Origin of the sequence: Pusillimonas sp. T2 (assembly GCF_002236805.1) — a bacterium.
Taxonomy (GTDB): domain Bacteria; phylum Pseudomonadota; class Gammaproteobacteria; order Burkholderiales; family Burkholderiaceae_B; genus Neopusillimonas.
Genome location: NZ_NIQA01000003.1, coordinates 386,610 through 404,767, shown reverse-complemented (window position 1 = coordinate 404,767; position 18,158 = coordinate 386,610). Strand labels below are relative to the sequence as shown.

General features: G+C 56.5%; 17 protein-coding genes and 1 other RNA gene. 13 read left to right on the top strand and 5 right to left on the bottom strand.

Features of this window, described 5'->3' with window-relative positions; translation table 11 throughout:
• Positions 1-56: 56 nt before the first annotated feature.
• The 5 genes from PuT2_RS07690 to ompA all read right to left on the bottom strand — a co-directional run bounded on the left by PuT2_RS07690 (position 57) and on the right by ompA (position 3,507).
• The gene (locus tag PuT2_RS07690; RefSeq protein WP_093970425.1) at positions 57-767 is read right to left on the bottom strand and encodes a UPF0149 family protein; all 711 of its coding nucleotides are present in this window, start codon (positions 765-767) and stop codon (positions 57-59) included.
• A gap of 170 nt (positions 768-937) precedes the next feature.
• Positions 938-1,303: a transfer-messenger RNA gene (ssrA, locus tag PuT2_RS07685) on the bottom strand.
• Positions 1,304-1,465: 162 nt separating this feature from the next.
• Positions 1,466-2,122 (bottom strand): phosphoglycolate phosphatase, encoded by a 657-nt coding sequence (gph, locus tag PuT2_RS07680; protein WP_093970424.1) that lies wholly within the window; start codon positions 2,120-2,122, stop codon positions 1,466-1,468.
• Positions 2,123-2,125: 3 nt separating this feature from the next.
• The gene (ubiG, locus tag PuT2_RS07675; RefSeq protein ID WP_093970423.1) at positions 2,126-2,857 is read right to left on the bottom strand and encodes a bifunctional 2-polyprenyl-6-hydroxyphenol methylase/3-demethylubiquinol 3-O-methyltransferase UbiG; all 732 of its coding nucleotides are present in this window, start codon (positions 2,855-2,857) and stop codon (positions 2,126-2,128) included.
• A gap of 68 nt (positions 2,858-2,925) precedes the next feature.
• Positions 2,926-3,507 carry an outer membrane protein OmpA gene (ompA, locus tag PuT2_RS07670; RefSeq protein WP_093970422.1) on the bottom strand — a complete coding sequence of 194 codons (582 nt, stop codon included), beginning with the start codon at positions 3,505-3,507 and terminating at the stop codon, positions 2,926-2,928.
• A gap of 329 nt (positions 3,508-3,836) precedes the next feature.
• On the opposite strand from ompA, the gene gyrA reads away from it, so the two are divergent.
• The 13 genes from gyrA to PuT2_RS07605 all read left to right on the top strand — a co-directional run bounded on the left by gyrA (position 3,837) and on the right by PuT2_RS07605 (position 18,117).
• Positions 3,837-6,554, top strand: a complete 2,718-nt coding sequence (gyrA, locus tag PuT2_RS07665) for a DNA gyrase subunit A (protein ID WP_093970421.1) — start codon at positions 3,837-3,839, stop codon at positions 6,552-6,554.
• On the top strand, positions 6,551-7,681 hold the full coding sequence (serC, locus tag PuT2_RS07660; protein ID WP_093970420.1) for a 3-phosphoserine/phosphohydroxythreonine transaminase: 1,131 nt from the start codon (positions 6,551-6,553) through the stop codon (positions 7,679-7,681). Before gyrA ends, serC begins: the two co-directional genes overlap by 4 nt.
• On the top strand, positions 7,674-8,762 hold the full coding sequence (gene pheA, locus PuT2_RS07655; RefSeq protein ID WP_093970419.1) for a prephenate dehydratase: 1,089 nt from the start codon (positions 7,674-7,676) through the stop codon (positions 8,760-8,762). The genes serC and pheA overlap by 8 nt, the downstream gene beginning before the upstream one ends.
• A gap of 12 nt (positions 8,763-8,774) precedes the next feature.
• Complete coding sequence (locus tag PuT2_RS07650; protein WP_093970418.1) at positions 8,775-9,674, top strand: prephenate dehydrogenase/arogenate dehydrogenase family protein; 900 nt, start codon at positions 8,775-8,777, stop codon at positions 9,672-9,674.
• The gene (aroA, locus tag PuT2_RS07645; RefSeq protein WP_093970417.1) at positions 9,671-10,996 is read left to right on the top strand and encodes a 3-phosphoshikimate 1-carboxyvinyltransferase; all 1,326 of its coding nucleotides are present in this window, start codon (positions 9,671-9,673) and stop codon (positions 10,994-10,996) included. Before PuT2_RS07650 ends, aroA begins: the two co-directional genes overlap by 4 nt.
• Positions 10,993-11,682, top strand: coding sequence for a (d)CMP kinase (cmk, locus tag PuT2_RS07640; protein ID WP_093970416.1), 690 nt, complete (start codon positions 10,993-10,995; stop codon positions 11,680-11,682). The genes aroA and cmk overlap by 4 nt, the downstream gene beginning before the upstream one ends.
• Positions 11,683-11,784: 102 nt before the next feature.
• On the top strand, positions 11,785-13,503 hold the full coding sequence (gene rpsA, locus PuT2_RS07635) for a 30S ribosomal protein S1 (RefSeq protein ID WP_093970556.1): 1,719 nt from the start codon (positions 11,785-11,787) through the stop codon (positions 13,501-13,503).
• Between the two features lie 5 nt (positions 13,504-13,508).
• Positions 13,509-13,868 (top strand): integration host factor subunit beta, encoded by a 360-nt coding sequence (locus PuT2_RS07630; protein ID WP_093970415.1) that lies wholly within the window; start codon positions 13,509-13,511, stop codon positions 13,866-13,868.
• Positions 13,869-13,982: 114 nt separating this feature from the next.
• Entirely contained in the window at positions 13,983-14,303 is a 321-nt protein-coding gene (locus tag PuT2_RS07625) for a lipopolysaccharide assembly LapA domain-containing protein (protein ID WP_093970414.1), read from the top strand.
• Between the two features lie 38 nt (positions 14,304-14,341).
• Positions 14,342-15,565, top strand: a complete 1,224-nt coding sequence (lapB, locus tag PuT2_RS07620) for a lipopolysaccharide assembly protein LapB (protein ID WP_093970413.1) — start codon at positions 14,342-14,344, stop codon at positions 15,563-15,565.
• Positions 15,562-16,491 (top strand): D-glycero-beta-D-manno-heptose-7-phosphate kinase, encoded by a 930-nt coding sequence (gene rfaE1 / locus PuT2_RS07615; protein WP_093970412.1) that lies wholly within the window; start codon positions 15,562-15,564, stop codon positions 16,489-16,491. Before lapB ends, rfaE1 begins: the two co-directional genes overlap by 4 nt.
• A complete protein-coding gene (gene rfaD / locus PuT2_RS07610; protein ID WP_093970411.1) occupies positions 16,488-17,483 on the top strand; it encodes an ADP-glyceromanno-heptose 6-epimerase in 996 nt (331 codons plus the stop codon). The genes rfaE1 and rfaD overlap by 4 nt, the downstream gene beginning before the upstream one ends.
• A 175-nt stretch (positions 17,484-17,658) precedes the next feature.
• Complete coding sequence (locus tag PuT2_RS07605; protein ID WP_093970410.1) at positions 17,659-18,117, top strand: DUF655 domain-containing protein; 459 nt, start codon at positions 17,659-17,661, stop codon at positions 18,115-18,117.
• Positions 18,118-18,158 lie beyond the last annotated feature (41 nt).

Below are 18,158 nucleotides of genomic sequence, written 5' to 3'. Positions count from 1 at the left end.
GGGTGTTTCACCCGCCTCTAAGGTTATCGTGGGCCTTAGGAAAAGTGTGGTTGACTTTAATGCAGGGCATCACCGGCACCACAGCATTTTTTGAATTTTTTTCCACTGCCGCATGGGCAGGGGTCGTTTCGACCCACTTTGGGCTTTGAGGTGTTAGCGACCTCCTGCTCATGAATGGCCTCGCGATGGGGCAGCCAATATAAGTACATCTCGAGTACGGCTGGCGGAATCTCTTGTGTGATTTTCGCCCGCTGCGCCGGCGTTTTCGTTAGTTCGTCTTGATTGGGCGAAAAATCGTCTTGACCCAGGAGCCCAATAGGACGAAACCAGGCTGCGCCGTCTGCGGTGTCCAGCATGGGTTGCCAGTCATCTGCGCACATCTGCATGCCCTCAATAAACCCGTAAGCCCAGCCCTCGGCCGTATCGTAGGTCTGTCCCTCATACTCCTGCGCTGCCCAAGTGGGTGTCATTTCGGGTTGGGTTGATTGCAGGCCCGTAATAATGCCGTTGTAGTGCCGCATTGCTAAATCCATGACACGGTTCAGCACAGCCATTGACGTTTTCGGTGGCCCTGAGCCGTCCAACCCCAGCGCAAACGGGAGCCATTTGGCCGGATGAATAGTTGTGGGGCCGATGGCGATTGCGTGCAAAAAGCCATCAAGCATGTCCAGCGTCATCGCATCATCGGCGTCAACGTGGTGCAGCAGTAGATCATCGAGTTCGGAAAACTCCGCTTCAGATAGCGGCTTGAGTGCATTTTTATTCATCGGGCGTGCTTTTCTTGTGATGTTCGATGCCGTGGGTGTAGGTTACCCACGTGGCGGTTGAGCCGATTGTAGCGGTAGTTTATTGCCACACGGCCCTGACGTCGCTGGTATTAAGAGCCCAGACAAAAAAAGGCCGTAAACGGTTTTATTCGTTTACGGCCTTCTGCATTTGGTGGAGTCGGGGGGAATTGAACCCCCGTCCGCAAGCCCTCTGCAGGCAGTTCTACATGCTTAGTCAACCAACTTTAAGGTTTTAGCCTCGGGCCATGCCGGTTAACAGGCCATCCCTTAGCGATTCACATTAATTTAAGCGTTGACTGAGTGACCCAGCCAAAACCGATTCTTTGTAAATGACGCTGCTGTAGGTTTTACCCTACCTGACCCAAAGACAAATCAGTGCAGCGGCTTACCGCTTAAGCGGCTAAAGCGAAACGCTCGTCGTTGGCGTTTGTAGTTTTCCAGTGGATTAACGAGCTTACTGGTGCTCGGCATGCCCTACTCTGTTTCGCGACCCACGTCGAAGCCAAGTCGACCCCAGAACGTAGATTGTAACGTACTACACAGGATTAGAGGGAAGGGCTGGAAGAAAGTTCCGCCCGCATCGCATTATTTGTGCAAAAAACCGGCCATGCACTGCGCCGGGCTGCAGGTAAGGCCGCTGCGCAGCAGAAGCGACCGCTGGTATGGCACAGTAATGCTTACAGTAGCCGGTTGATATGCCCCAACAAGTCGTTAACTTGATGCGCAATGGCGTCGGCCTGCCAGTTGGCCACCTGTGCCGGGTTGCAATACCCATAGGCAGCCGCAATGGTGGGCATGCCCGCTGCCTTGCCCGCCACAATATCGCGTTCGTCGTCGCCAATATAAATACATTGCTGTGGCGTAAACCCCGCACGCTCGGCCGCAAGAAGCAAGGGCGCCGGGTGCGGCTTGGCGTACCCGGCGGTATCGCCGCCAATAGTGACCGCACATTCGGTATGAAGTTCAAGGTGCTTGACGATGGGCAGGGCGAGGTATTCCACCTTGTTGGTTACGATGCCCCAGCGGTAACCTTGTGCTTTTAAAGACTGAAGCAATTCGGGTACACCCGGAAATAGTCGGGTCAGCACCGTCATGTGCTGCTCGTAGTCTGACAAAAACTGCCGCCGATGCGACTCGTAGTCGGGATGGTCAGGGTCGATATCCAGGCTGACTTTAAGCAAGCCGCGTGCCCCGGCCGATGCCATTGGCCGAAGCATTTCGTAGGGCAGGGCATTGAGCCCCTGCCGTTCGCGCTGCCGGTTGGCCGCCGCTGCCAGGTCGGGCGCGGTGTCGGCCAGGGTGCCGTCAAAATCAAACAGAACCAGCTTGCTCATGCCTTACAGTACCTTTTTTTGCGTGGCCATCAGGTAATTGACGGAGGTATCGTTGGACAGCGAGTACAAATCGGTGATGGGGTTGTATTCCATGCCGGCCATTTGCATGACGGTGAGGCCCGACTGACGCACGGCCCGCGAAAGCTCGCTGGGTTTGATGAATTTTTCGTAGCTGTGCGTGCCCTTGGGGAGCAAACGCAGTACGTATTCGGCGCCGACAATGGCAAACAAGAACGACTTTGGGTTGCGGTTGAGCGTGGAAAAAAATACCCACCCCCCCGGTTTGACCATTTGGCTGCACGCTTGCACGATAGATGCCGGGTCGGGGACGTGTTCAAGCATTTCCATGCAGGTGACCACATCGAACTGACCCGTATGCTGCGCCGCGAAGTCTTCTGCGCTAATCGACTGATAGTCGACCTTTACTCCGGATTCGAGGCTGTGCAGTCGGGCTACCGTTAAAGATTTGTCGGCCAAGTCGATACCCGTGACCTGCGCGCCCGCCACGGCCATGCTTTCGGCCAATATGCCGCCGCCGCAACCAACATCGACAATCTTTTTGCCGCTTAGCGAACCCGCAATGTCTTGTACCCAGCCCAAACGTAGCGGGTTGATGGCATGCAATGGTTTAAATTCGCTTTCCGGGTCCCACCAGCGCGAGGCCAGTGCGCTGAATTTGTCGATTTCAGCCTGGCTGACATTTTGGGTAGAAGAAGACGACGTGTTCTGTTGCATGGACGTTTCCCGAATAAAAAAAGGGTGCCCGAAGGCACCCCTTATTGTAGCGTTTATTGCTGCAAGAATTACTTGCGAACGCCTACGATCTCGATCTCTACGCGACGGTTCTGTGCGCGGCCTTCACGAGTTTTGTTGCTGGCGATAGGCTGGGACTCGCCCTTGCCTTCGGCGTAGATGCGGTTGGCATCAATGCCTTTGCTGACCAGGTAGTTTTTAACTGTGTTGGCGCGACGCTGCGACAGACCCATGTTGTACTGTTCGGTACCGATGGAGTCGGTGTGACCAACAGCAATAACGGTTTCCAGGTTCAGCGACTGAGCCTGAGCAGCAACCTGGTCGAGGACCTGGCGACCGGCGGGCTTGAGTGTGGCTTTGTCGAAGTCGAAGAACGTGTCAGCGTTCAGGACAACTTTCGAAGCTGTAGGAGCAACAACAGGCGTTTGCTGAGCAACAGGCACACCGTCACAGCCGGCCAGACCTGTAGCAGGTGTCCAGAAGTTGTCGCGCCAGCACAATTCGTTCGTGCCGTTCATTACGGCGCCGCCGTAAGGAGTTTGCCAGTTGTCTACAGTTTGCGCAGAAGCTGCACCGGAAGCCGAAAAGGCGGCAATAGCAAGGGCTAATGCGAATTTAGAGGGTTTATTCATGTTTCTCCTCGTTGAGCTTAATGCTGGTAAGTGACCGCAGCGAACCTCCGCCGCATTATTGAAAAACGTAACCAGTATAGCAATGCAATGGTTTTAAACAAAGAATTGCTCTGGAAATCATGCGTGTTAGGCCGAATCTTACGGTATTTTTGTGAGCTTCGTGACGCCTGATTCGCATGCGGTGTCCAGATATGAGTAATTCTACCGTAAGTTTTGCAATATTGTTGGTTTTGGGCAACGTCTTCAGGGCTAAGGTGGAAGTGCTAGAATTTCCTATTCGCCCGTAGTCGGCCACTTCACGATCATACCTTTCAAGAATATAGAACCCTATGGATTCCTTCGCCAAGGAGACTCTTCCCATATCGCTGGAAGAGGAGATGCGCCGCAGTTATCTTGACTACGCCATGAGCGTTATTGTGGGTCGGGCGCTGCCCGATGTCCGCGATGGTCTGAAACCGGTGCATCGGCGTGTGCTGTTTGCCATGCACGAACTGAATAACGACTGGAATCGTGCCTACAAGAAGTCGGCGCGTATTGTGGGTGACGTTATCGGTAAGTATCACCCGCACGGCGATTCGGCGGTTTACGACACCATTGTCCGTATGGCGCAAGATTTCTCGCTGCGTTATACGCTAGTCGACGGTCAGGGTAACTTTGGCTCGGTCGATGGCGACAGCGCGGCGGCTATGCGGTATACCGAAATCCGTTTGTCGAAAATCGCACACGAATTGCTGGCCGATATCGACCAGGAAACGGTCGACTTCGGGCCCAACTACGACGGTTCCGAACAAGAGCCTCTGCTGTTGCCGTCGCGCTTGCCGAACCTGCTGGTCAACGGCAGCTCGGGTATTGCCGTGGGGATGGCCACCAATATCCCGCCCCATAATTTGTCTGAAGTGGTCGAGGGCTGCCTGTATTGTTTGCGCAATCCCGACTGCACGGTCGATGATCTTATCGAGATCATCCCCGCGCCCGATTTTCCCACTGGCGGCATTATTTACGGGTTGTCGGGTGTGCGCGAAGGCTACCGCACGGGTCGCGGTCGCGTGGTCATGCGGGCTAAAACCCACTTTGAAGACCTCGAACGCGGCAACCGGCAGGCCATTATCGTTGATGCCATTCCTTATCAGGTCAATAAAAAAACCCTGCAAGAGCGTATTGCCGAGCTGGTCAACGAAAAGAAAATCGAGGGTATCTCCGATATTCGTGACGAATCTGACAAAGACGGCATGCGTCTAGTCATCGAGCTCAAGCGTGGCGAAGTACCTGAAGTGGTGCTGAACAACTTGTACAAGCACACGCAGTTGCAAGACACTTTTGGCATGAACTTTGTGGCGCTGGTCGATGGCCAGCCCCGCTTGTTGAACCTGAAGCAACTGGTCGAATACTTCCTGTTCCACCGTCGCGAAGTGGTCACGCGTCGCACCGTATTCCAGCTGCGCAAGGCGCGCGAACGCGGTCACGTTCTTGAAGGCCTGGCAGTCGCTCTGGCTAACATCGACGATTTCATCACCATTATCAAGGCGGCGCCCACGCCGCCCGTTGCGCGTCAAGAGCTTATGTCGCGGCCCTGGGATGCTTCTCTGGTGCGCGAAATGCTTGCCCGTGCCGACCAGGGCGACACGCCTGGCGGCCGTGCCGCTTATCGTCCCGATGGCCTGTCTGAAGTCTTCGGTCTTCAAGACGACGGCATGTATCGTCTAAGCGAAACCCAGGCGCAAGAAATTCTGAACATGCGCCTTCAGCGTTTGACGGGGCTGGAGCAAGACAAGATCGTCAACGAGTACAAAGACGTGATGGACACCATCGCCGATCTGCTCGACATTCTGGCGCGCCCCGAACGTATCACTGGCATTATTTCCGACGAGCTTATTGCCATCCGCAATGAGTTCAGTGTTGGCGCCAAAGATACCCGTTTGTCCGAAATCGAACACAACGCCACCGAACTCGACACGGAAGACCTGATCACCCCCATGGACATGGTCGTGACGTTGTCGCAGACGGGTTACATCAAGAGCCAGCCCTTGTCCGAATACCGCTCGCAAAAGCGGGGCGGGCGCGGCAAGCAGGCCACGGCAATGAAAGAAAACGACTGGGTCGACCAGCTCTTCATCGCCAACACGCACGATTACCTGTTGTGTTTCTCCGATCATGGCCGTGTTTACTGGCTCAAAGTCTGGGAAGTCCCGCAAGGCTCGCGCACTTCCCGTGGTCGCCCCATCGTCAACATGTTCCCGTTGGTCGATGGCGAAAAAATCACGGTTGTGCTTGCGGTTAAAGAGTTCAGCGACGATCACTACGTGTTCATGGCAACGTCGCGCGGTACGGTCAAAAAGACACCTTTGTCCGACTTCTCCAATCCGCGTAAGGCCGGCATTATTGCGGTTGCGCTCGACGAAGGCGACTTCCTTATCGGCGCCGACCTTACCGACGGCAAGCACGACATTATGTTGTTCTCCGACGCTGGAAAAGCCGTTCGCTTCGATGAAAACGACGTTCGCCCCATGGGCCGTACCGCACGCGGCGTGCGCGGCATGATGCTCGAAGACGGGCAGTCGGTCATTTCGCTGCTGGTCGCTGGTGACGAGTCGCAAAGCGTACTGACCGCCACCGAAAACGGCTACGGCAAACGCACCTCTATTGTCGAATACACGCGCCACGGCCGGGGCACCAAAGGCATGATCGCCATTCAAACCAGTGCCCGCAATGGCAAGGTGGTCGGCGCCGTGCTGGTCAATCCTACTGACGAAATCATGCTCATCACGTCAGCAGGCGTTCTTGTGCGCACCCGAGTGGCCGAAATTCGTGAAATGGGCCGCGCCACGCAGGGCGTTACGCTCATCAATATCGACGAAGACAGCTACTTGTCTGGCGTGCGCCGTGTTGTCGAGAGCGATGCCGATGACGAGGCCGATCTTGATGAAGAGGGTGTTGAGGGTTTGGTGGCTGAAGATGCCGTTGACTCGCCTACCGACGCAGGTGAGCAGGGCAACGATGCCGGAAACGCCGAAGACGCTTCAGACAACGACGGTGGTGAGCAGGTATGACGCGACCCTGGAACTTTTCTGCGGGTCCCTCGGTGATGCCGCTTCAGGTGTTGCAACAGGCGGCTGCCGAGATGACCGATTGGCAAGGCAGCGGCATGTCGGTCATGGAAATGAGCCATCGCGGCGAGCAGTTCATGCACATTCGCGATCAGGCCGAGGCCGATTTGCGCGCCTTGTTGGGTGTGCCCGATGACTACGCCGTGTTGTTTTTGCAGGGCGGTGCCACAGGCGAGAACGCCATATTGCCGTTAAACCTTATTGGTCGTAACGGGGCCAACAAGGCCGACTATATCGTGTCGGGCGCCTGGTCCGAAAAGTCGGCCAAAGAGGCGCGCAAGTACGGCGATGCGGCGGTTGCGGCCACCAGCGCCAGCGAAGCGGTTATCGACGGCCGTCATCAGGCGCCGTACACCTGGTTTCCAGCGGCAGACCAATGGCAAATCAGGTCCGATGCAGCTTATGTGCACTTTTGCAGCAACGAAACTATCGGCGGTGTCGAGTTCACGCAGTGGCCCGATTTGGCTGCGCTGGGCGCAGCCGGTGTGCCGTTGGTCGTCGACGCCTCATCGCATATCTTGTCGCGTCCCATCGATTTTTCCAAAGCCGCTGTGGTTTACGCGGGCGCCCAGAAAAATGCGGGGCCAGCCGGCGTCACTTTGCTCATTATTCGCCGCGATCTCATCGGTCATGCATTGCCAACGTGTCCGTCGGCGTTCGATTACGTTAACGTCGAGAAGAACGACTCGATGTACAACACGCCGCCTACCTATGCCATTTACATGGCTGGGCTGGTGTTTAAGTGGTTGTTGGCCCAGGGTGGCGTTGAGGCTATCGAACAAGAAAACATTCGTAAAGCGCAGGCGCTGTACCAATACATCGATGGCTCCGGTTTTTATCAAAATCGTGTCCACCCCGACGTCCGGTCGCGCATGAACGTTCCCTTCTTTTTGGTCGACGAGTCGCTTAACGCCGAGTTCTTGGCGCAGGCCGATGCCGCCGGGTTATTGCAGCTAAAAGGGCATAAAAGCGTGGGCGGCATGCGGGCTTCTATCTATAACGCGATGCCTTTCGAAGGCGTCCAGGCCCTGATTACATTTATGAAGGAATTCGAACGCCGTCATGGATAACACTTTGCAAAGCCAGCTTCAGCCTTTGCGCGAAGAAATTGACCGTATCGATCAAGACATTCTGGGCTTGTTGAACCGACGGGCCCAAACCGCTCAGGCGGTGGGACAGGTCAAGGCGGCGTTTGATGCCGACGGCCCAGTACTCAAGCCCGAGCGCGAGGCCAGTCTCATTCGCCACTTGCAACAGCTTAATGCCGGCCCCTTTACCGAGGCTGGCATTGAGTCGGTCTGGCGAGAGATCATTTCTGCTTGCCGTGGGCTCGAAAGCACCCTGACGGTGGCTTATCTGGGCCCTCAGGGTTCGTTTTCAGAACAAGCCGCGCTGGAACAGTTTGGCCATGCCATTACCAAATTGCCCTGTGCTTCCTTCGATGAGGTTTTCCGTGCTGTCGAGGCAGGGCAGGCCAATGTGGGCATGGTGCCTGTCGAGAACTCTACCGAAGGTGCGGTCAATCGCACGCTTGATCTTTTGTTGAATTCGCCGCTAAAGGTACTGGGCGAGCGCTCGCTGAGCATCCACCATTGCATCATGACGCGTTCGGGTACGCTCGATGGCGTGATGCGTGTCATGGCGCATCCGCAGGCGCTGGCTCAGTGCCAGGGCTGGCTGACGCAGCATTATCCCGCCTTGTCTCGTGATGCGGCCTCCAGTAATGCCGAGGCGGCACGCCTTGCCTCTGAAGACCCTAGCGTTGCCGCTATTGCCGGTGCGGTTGCGGCCGAGGCGTGGGGGCTTAAGGTAGTGGCTGCCGGCATTCAAGACGACCCGCAAAACCGCACGCGCTTCCTGGCAGTCGGCGCACAAGATACGCTCCCTTCCGGGCAAGACAAAACCAGTCTTATCCTTGCGGTGCCCAACCGGGCCGGTGCTGTCTACGAGATGCTCGCGCCTATTGCCGAGAATGGCGTGTCTATGTCTCGTCTCGAATCCCGCCCGGCGCGTACTGGCCAATGGGAATACTATTTCTATCTTGATCTGCTTGGCCACCATACCGAGCCGGCAGTTCAGGCAACGCTGGCAGCGCTCAAGAAACGAGCCGCGTTCTTCAAGGTGCTGGGTTCCTACCCGGTACATATTTAAGGGCGCAGCTTGATGACTGACCCAGAGGTGCAGCGCACGCCCAGGGTGGGCGTGCTGGCAATTGTTGGTGTTGGCCTGATTGGGGGGTCTTTTGCGGCGGCCTTACGCCAGGCAGGCCTGGTCGACAAGGTATTGGGGGTGGGGCGCCGTCCCGGTCCCCTGGCGTTGGCCAAGCGTTTGGGGTTAATCGACGAAGTGGCCACGCTGGCACAAGCCGCAGCGCAGGCCGATCTTATCTTTCTGGCTGCACCAGTGGGCGCATTTCCCGCGTTGCTGGCTGGTTTGTTGCCCACGTTGAGCTCGCAGGCCGTCATTACCGATGCTGGTAGCACCAAGGTCGATGTAGTCCAAGCGGCTTATCAGTCATTGGGTGACCGGGTAGCGCAGTTTATTCCGGGTCACCCCATAGCCGGCGCCGAACGTACAGGCCCTGAGGCCGCCGACGCGCAACTGTATCGGGGGCGAAATGTCATTCTTACGCCGCTGCCCGAAAATACGCCTCAAGACCGCCATTGGTTAACCCAGCTTTGGGAGCACTGCGGTGCACGTGTTTTGAACATGGACGCCGCCGCACACGATACCGTGCTGGCGTCGGTCAGTCATGTGCCGCACTTTCTGGCATCAGTGTTTATGGCCCAGGTTGCTGCAGCCAACGATGCCGACTTGCGTTTAAGTTTGGCAGGCACTGGTTTTCGTGATTTCACGCGTATTGCAGCGGGCTCGCCCGAAATGTGGCGCGATATTTTCCTTGCCAATCGGCAGGCCGTATTATCCGAGGTCGCTCAGGTGCGCGATGTGCTGGCTCAGGCCGAGCAGGCGTTGGCTGATGGCGATGGCGTGAAACTTTTTGATTTGCTCGAGCGTGCTGCATTGGCGCGTCGTTTTTGGGGTAGCAGGAGCGGTTTGTCATGACGGCCAGTCCCGATTTGTTGTTGTCGCCGGTCAACCACGCCTCTGGCGATATGGTTTTGCCCGGGTCCAAAAGTATTTCGAACCGCGTGTTGCTGCTTGCTGCTTTGGCACGTGGCACTACGCTTATTCGCGGTGTGCTCGACTCAGATGACACCCGGGTCATGCTTGCCGGCTTGATGAAGCTGGGTGTGTCGCTTGATCGGGTGGCAACGACAGAGGTCGAAATTACAGGTGGCATACCCTTCGAACGTGACGATATCGATATTTTTCTAGGCAATGCAGGTACTGCTTTCCGTCCGTTAACTGCTGCGCTGGCCCTGATGGGCGGGCAGTATCGCCTTTCGGGCGTAGCTCGTATGCATGAGCGCCCCATCGGCGATCTGGTCGAGGCGTTACGACAGTTGGGCGCCGCTATTGACTACATGGGGAACCCAGGCTATCCGCCATTGGCGATATCCAGCGCAAAGATCAATGCCGCCCAGCCTGTGCGAATCAAAGGCAATGTGTCCAGCCAGTTTCTAACGGCCTTGCTGTTGGCGGCCCCCATTTATACGGGGCGGGCCGGGTTGCCAGTTGTCATCGAAGTCGAGGGCGAGCTTATCTCCAAGCCCTATATCCTGATTACGCTGAATCTGATGGCGCGGTTTGGTGTTGTTGTAGAACGCGATGGTTGGCAACGGTTCACGATTCCGGCGGGTGCGGCCTATATCGCGCCTGGCCTCATCGACGTTGAAGGCGATGCGTCTTCTGCGTCCTATTTTCTGGCCATGGGTGCCATAGGCGCCGGCCCGGTTCGGGTGCATGGCGTGGGTGTCAACAGCATTCAGGGCGACGTCGCTTTTGCCGATACGCTTGAGGCGATGGGGGCGACAATCGTTCGCCATGACAATTTCATTGAGGCCCGTGGCATCGACGTTGCCAGCGGCCAAAAATTGCGCGCCTTCGATTTTGATTTCAACCTGATCCCCGATGCGGCCATGACGGCGGCGGCTCTGGCGCTGTTTGCCGACGGCACTTGTACGTTACGCAATATTGGCAGCTGGCGCGTTAAAGAAACCGACCGTATCCATGCCATGCATACCGAGCTTGAAAAACTTGGGGCCAGCGTTAAGTCAGGGCCCGACTGGTTGCGCATAACACCACCGGCATCGTTTGGTGACTGGCGTTCGGCCAGCATTGCGACCTACGACGACCACCGCATGGCCATGTGCTTCTCGTTGGCCTCGTTTGGTCCGGTGCCGGTCACCATTCAAGACCCTGACTGTGTCAGCAAAACCTTTCCAGACTACTTCAAAGTGTTCAGTCAATTGGTGAATAAATGAGTGAAGCGTGTGCGGTTCCAGTCATCGCAATCGACGGGCCGACGGCGTCGGGTAAAGGTACCGTCGCCCAGCGTGTGGCCAATGCGTTGGGTTGGACGGTGCTCGACAGTGGCGCGCTGTATCGTTTGACTGCTTTGGCGTGCATTGGTCAGGGCGTTGCGCCCGACGACGAGCCCGGTGCGGCAAAAATTGCCGCAGGACTCGATGTGCGTTTTGTCGACGGCTGCATATTTATGGCGGGTCAGGATGTTACCGAGGCTATCCGTGCCGAGAGCGTTGGGCTGTTTGCCTCGCAAATTGCTGCCTTGGGGGGGGTGCGTGAGGCGCTTTTGGGGCGCCAGCGCGCTTTTCGTCAGCTGCCGGGGCTGGTCGCAGATGGTCGCGATATGGGTACGGTAGTGTTCCCCGATGCACCATTAAAAGTTTTTTTGGTGGCTGATGTGCACGCAAGGGCACAAAGACGGTGTAAGCAGTTGATCGAAAAGGGGTTTCCTGCTAACCTAGCAGACTTAACACGGGATCTTGAAGCACGCGATGCCCGAGACCAGTCAAGGGCAAATGCGCCGCTTGCGGCCGCGCCCGATGCGGTTACCCTCGATTCATCGCATTTAAGCATCGAAGAAACCGTTAATGCAGTACTCGACCTTTGGTCGAATAGAGGTGCTTCCGGCACGTATACCAGGTAGTTTTCTGGTAGGTTCCGGGGGTATTTTTTGTCAACTCCGCTGGGGTAAATGGTTTGCCCCGGTGTGTATTTACCGGCCATTTTGGCCTATGGATTTAATTTAATGTCCTCAACGCTAACCCCTGCTGCCGCTCTTGGCGGTGAAAGCTTTGCCGATCTGTTTGCTGAAAGTGTAAAAAGCCAAGACATGAAGTCTGGCGAAGTTATTTCGGCAGAAGTCGTTCGTATCGACCACAACTTTGTCGTTGTCAACGCCGGTCTTAAATCCGAAGCGCTGATCCCCCTTGAAGAGTTCCTGAACGATCAGGGCGAGCTCGAAGTTACAGCAGGCGATTTCGTCTCCGTGGCCATCGACTCCCTCGAAAACGGGTATGGCGACACAATTCTGTCGCGTGATCGCGCCAAGCGTCTTTCGGCATGGCTCTCTCTCGAGCAAGCGCTCGAGTCCGGCGAGCTGGTTAACGGTACGATTACAGGCAAGGTCAAAGGTGGTCTTACAGTCATGACCAACGGTATCCGTGCCTTCTTGCCCGGTTCTTTGGTCGACCTGCGTCCGGTCAAAGACACCACGCCCTACGAGGGCAAGACCATGGAATTCAAGGTCATCAAGCTCGATCGCAAGCGCAACAACGTTGTGCTGTCGCGTCGTGCCGTCCTCGAAGCCAGCATGGGTGAAGAGCGTCAGAAACTGCTCGAAACACTCAGCGAAGGTGCAATTGTCAAGGGTGTTGTCAAGAACATCACCGACTACGGCGCATTCGTCGACCTGGGCGGCATCGATGGTTTGTTGCACATCACCGACATGGCATGGCGCCGTGTCCGTCACCCCTCCGAAGTTCTGACCGTTGGTCAGGAAGTCGAAGCCAAAGTGCTCAAGTTCGATCAAGAAAAGAGCCGTGTTTCGCTGGGCGTCAAACAACTGGGCGAAGATCCTTGGATCGGTCTGGCACGTCGCTACCCGCAAAACACCCGCTTGTTCGGCAAAGTCACTAACCTGACCGACTACGGCGCATTCGTTGAAGTCGAAGCCGGTATCGAAGGTCTGGTGCACGTCTCCGAAATGGACTGGACCAACAAAAACGTCGATCCTCGCAAAGTGGTTACGCTGGGCGATGAAGTCGAAGTCATGGTTCTGGAAATCGACGAAGACCGTCGCCGTATTTCGCTGGGCATGAAGCAGTGCCGCGCCAACCCATGGGAAGAGTTCTCCATGAACTTCAAGCGTGGTGACAAGGTCAGCGGTGCGATCAAGTCCATCACCGACTTTGGCGTGTTTGTTGGTTTGCCTGGCGGTATCGACGGTCTGGTGCACTTGTCCGATCTGTCTTGGTCCGAAACTGGCGAAGAAGCCGTACGCAACTTCAAAAAGGGCGACGAAATCGAAGCTGTTGTTCTGGGCATCGATACCGACAAAGAGCGCATCTCGTTGGGTATCAAGCAACTTGAAGGCGACCCCTTCAACAACTTCGTTGCTACCTACGACAAAGGTGCGGTTGTTCCTGGTACCGTTAAGTCGGTTGAAGCCAAGGGTGCCGTCGTTACGCTGTCGCTCGACGTCGAAGGTTACCTGCGTGCCTCCGAAATCTCGGCAGGCCGTGTCGAAGACGCTACTACAGCTTTGAATGCTGGTGACAACGTCGAAGCCATGATCATCAACATCGATCGCAAAGCGCGCTCGATCCAGTTGTCGATCAAGGCCCGTGACAACGCTGAAACTGCCGACACGCTCCAGCGCATGTCTGAAGCCAGCGCTTCGTCGGGTACAACCAACCTGGGCGCTCTGCTCAAGGCCAAGCTCGACCAAGCACGCGACGACGGTTAATTGGTGTGACTAAGTCAGAGCTGATCGCCATTCTGGCGAGTCGGTACCCGCAGCTCGCGCTGCGGGACACCGATCTCGCCGTCAAAACGGTGCTCGATGCCATGGCCCAGGCTTTGTCCAATGGCCAGCGCATCGAAATCCGTGGCTTTGGCAGTTTTTCGTTATCGACCCGTTCACCGCGCGTGGGGCGTAACCCCAAGTCTGGCGAGAAAGTGATGGTGCCTGGAAAACAGGTCCCTCACTTCAAAGCCGGCAAAGAACTGCGCGAGCGTGTCGACGCGGCATTCGAGCAAGAAGGCCGTAAAAATGACGAATCTGCCGAGTTCACTTTAGACCATCAATTCGATCGCATCATGCACGGCTAACGCCGCGCTTGTTTCGCATCAAACAAAACCCCTGGCCAAAAAGCCGGGGGTTTTGTTTTTTCGGGGTCATTATTCCCATTACAATTGGGCATTCCTGATTTTTGGAGGTCAGTCATGCGATACCTCGTGTGGGCGTTACGCTTGGTTGTGTTTATTGTCGTATTGTTGTTTGCGCTTAAAAACACAGGCCCGGTCGATGTTAATTTTTATGCCGATCATGTCGTGGCCGGCGTGCCGCTTATTGTGGTCATGTTGGCAGCATTTGTGGTGGGCGTGCTTTTTGCGCTGTTGGCCATTGTGCCGGCCATGTTGCGTCGTCGTCGCGAAATCAAGCGTCTCGAACGCGAGGTGTCTCGTCTTCAGGCCTCTGCTACTCCAGAAGTGGCGCATGCGCCTATCTCTCCCGACGCCGTTGCGCCGTTGTCTCCCCTTTAAATCCGGGCCCAAAGCCTGTTGTTCCCGAGGCCTGATTCATGGACTTTGAACCGTGGTGGCTGATTTCGCTGCCGGTACTTTTTGGTTTGGGGTGGGTCGCCGCGCGCGTCGACATCCGCCAGATGTTGTCCGAAACCCGAAGCTTGCCTGACTCTTATTTCAAGGGTCTGAACTTCATTCTCAATGAAGAGCCCGATCGGGCCATTGACGCCTTCGTCGAAGTCGCCAAGCTCGACCCCGAAACGACCGAGCTGCACTTTGCCTTGGGTAGCTTGTTTCGACGGCGAGGCGAAATGGAACGCGCTATTCGCGTGCATCAAAGCCTGCTTGCGCGGGCCGACCTGCCGCAGGCCGAGCGCGAACATGCCCAGCACGAGCTGGCACAAGACTTCTTGAAGGCCGGTATGCTCGATCGCGCCGAGCAGGCGTTTTTGCAAGTGCAGAATACGGCGCGCTATTCGGTGGCGGCGGTGCGTGCACTTATCCGTATCTACGAATCGGAGCACGACTGGCCCAAAGCCATCGAGGCTGTTAAAAAACTCAGGGCGCTGGTCGACGAGCCGGTACCTCAGTTGGTGCATTATCAGTGCGAACAGGCCCAAACGGCGTTGTCGTCCAAGCCACCGGCAATCGACGTTGCCATTGCAGCGCTCGATGCCGCCGACAACGCGGCGAACGCCTTGGCGGCAAAGCATGTCAGCCAAGCGTCGCAGGCACGTATTGCCATGTTGCGCGCCGCCGTAGCGCGTGCATCGGGGCAGCCCGCGCAAGAGCGTGCCTGGCTCGAATCCGTTTTGGCACAGGCGCCTGAATACGCCGGTCTGGTGGCTAACGATTTGCTCAACGTGTGTCGGGCGACAAATCAGGCCGGTCAGGCGTTGGCATTGCTCAAGGCACATTACATGCGCCACCCTACGCTCGACATGTTTAATGTGGTGTTTCGCGAGTTGCGCGTTCAAGAAGGGTACGTGCCTGCTTGGGCGTTTGCGCGCGAGGCGCTTCGCGCACACCCTTCGTTGTTGGGGCTAGACCGGCTGCTCGAGGCCGAACTCGCGAGCGACGATACCCCCAAAACAGGTACCGCTATTGCGCCCGATGCCGACCTGAGCCTGTTGCGCAGCTTGATTCACAAACATACCCAGCGTCTCGATCGTTATGCCTGCAACCATTGCGGGTTCGAGGCGCGTCATTATTATTGGCAATGTCCGGGGTGTAATGCTTGGGAGACCTACCCGCCCCGACGTCTGGAAGAAATTCGATGACTACATTTCCCATGGCCGATGTTCAGCGCGCACGGGTGCTGGTTGTTGGCGACATCATGCTTGATCGCTACTGGTTTGGCGAGGTCGAGCGCATTTCGCCCGAAGCTCCAGTGCCCGTTGTGCGCGTCGCCCGCCGTGAAGACCGGTTGGGCGGTGCGGCAAACGTCGCCCGGAATATCGCTGCACTCGGTGCCCAGGCGACGTTGCTGGGCGTGGTGGGCGACGACGAGGCCGGGCTAAAGGTCGAGGCGCTTGCGGCTGAAGACCGGATTGCGGCCCGGTTAGTGGTCGACCCTTTGCTGCACACCACGCTTAAAATGCGTGTGCTAGGCCGTCAGCAGCAATTATTGCGTATCGACTTCGAAGAGCAGCCTTCGGCCAACAGTCTGACCCAAATCCATGCCCTGTTTGCGGCACAACTGGCGCATCACGATGTTGTCGTGTTGTCAGATTATGCCAAAGGGGTGCTAGCGCAAGTCGAGTTGTTGATTCAGGCGGCCCGTGCAAAAGGCATACCCGTATTCGTCGACCCCAAAGGGCATGCTTACCAGCGCTATCAAGGGGCGACCATCATCACGCCTAACCGTGCCGAAATGCAAGATGCCGTCGGGCGCTGGTCGTCGGAGCACGAACTTGAGACTCGGGCACAGAAGTTGCGCCAGGATCTCGCCCTAGAGGCGTTGCTGGTCACGCGCTCCGAACAAGGGATGACCTTGTTTCAGGATGGTCATCGCTTTCACGTTGAGGCCATGGCGCACGAGGTGTTTGATGTTTCCGGGGCCGGCGATACTGTACTGGCGACGCTGGCGGTGATGCGGGCGGCCGGGTTGGCATGGGACGACGCCGTGCGCTGGGCAAATCGGGCTGGCGGCGTGGCCGTCGGCAAACTAGGGACATCGGTAGTTACCGCAGGAGAACTCGAATGATTATTGTCACAGGCGGCGCCGGCTTTATCGGCAGCAATATTGTCAAAGGCCTTAACGCGCGCGGCATTACCAATATTTTGGTGGTCGATGACCTGACCGAAGGCGATAAATTCCGTAATTTGGTCGACCTTGATATTGCCGACTATTTGCACAAAGACGATTTCCGGCAGCAGTTGCAGGCCGGGCGTCTTGCCGGCGTCGAGGCCGTTTTCCATCAGGGCGCGTGTTCAGATACCACCGAGCGCAACGGCCACTACATGATGGACAACAACTATAAGGTCACGCTTGAGCTTTTTGGCTGGTGCCAGCAGCACAAGGTGCCTTTTATCTATGCGTCGTCGGCGGCAGTGTACGGTGCCGGGCCGGTGTACACCGAGAACCCGTTGTACGAGTCGCCGCTTAACGTTTACGGTTATTCAAAGTTCTTGTTCGATCAAGTATTGCGGCGCCACCTCGAGCGCCTTAAGGCGCCTGTGGTTGGGTTGCGCTACTTTAACGTGTATGGCCCGCAAGAGCAGCACAAAGGGCGCATGGCGTCGGTGGCCTTTCACAATATGAACCAGTTCCGTACCGAGGGCCATGTAAGGCTGTTCGGCGGCTGGGATGGCTATCCTGATGGCGGTCAACAGCGCGACTTTATCTTTATTGACGATGTCGTTTCTGTCAATTTGCACTTTCTCGATCATCCCGAAGTGTCTGGCATTTTCAATTGTGGTACCGGGCGGGCGCAGCCGTTCAACGATGTTGCTGCAGCGGTGGTCAATACCATGCGTACCGAAAGAGGGGAGGCCGAGCTTTCGTTGCGCGACTTGGTTGACCAGCAATACATCCATTACATCCCTTTCCCCGAAGACCTTAAAGGGCGATATCAAAGCCACACCCAGGCCGATTTATCGCAATTGCGTGCGGCGGGTTACGACAAGCCGTTCACCGATGTACAAACTGGTGTGTCGGCTTATGTTCGTTCGATGCTCAAGAATGGCCGCCTGTAGTAAAAGCCGCTAGTCGGCAGGCGGGTTGCCGTGCGTTCAAGACACCTGAGTAAAAGGTAATGGCGTAGTTTTACGCACTGATATTTTCGTTCAGTACGTCTGCCCGTTTTTTCGCATAGGCCCCACGATAGACACTGAAGTTTCGCTTCAGTGTCTATTTTTTATTGGGGGTGTCATGAATCCGTTTATAGAATCTACCGTTGCGGTGCCGGTTGCAGCCGATCAGTGCGGGACCTGGTCTGAACCAGAGGCCGGGTCGCCGATGCCGTCTGGTACGACGCTAAGAAAGGCTGTCATGCAGGCTGGGGTGTGCCTGGTGTTGCTGGGCTCGGCCTTTGCCAATACGGTTTATGCCGTCGATGTGAACGCGGCCGATGTTGCACAGCTCGAAGGCATCAAGGGGATAGGCCCTAAAACAGCGCGTACGATCATTGAAGAGCGAACCCGTGGTGGTCGTTATGAATCGTTCGAGGATCTGTCAGATCGTGTGAAAGGCATCGGTCCAGCCAAAGTGGCGTCGCTAAGGTCGGCCGGCCTGACGGTGCAGGGTGGCCTGAATGCCTCTGAAGTTGCAGACCGCGAGAAAAGCACGGTGAACACCGTGGCCCTGAAACCGGGACATAAAATCCGTTAATAGCCTTTTGGCGGGGTTCGGGCGCCGGTGTATGATTTCGG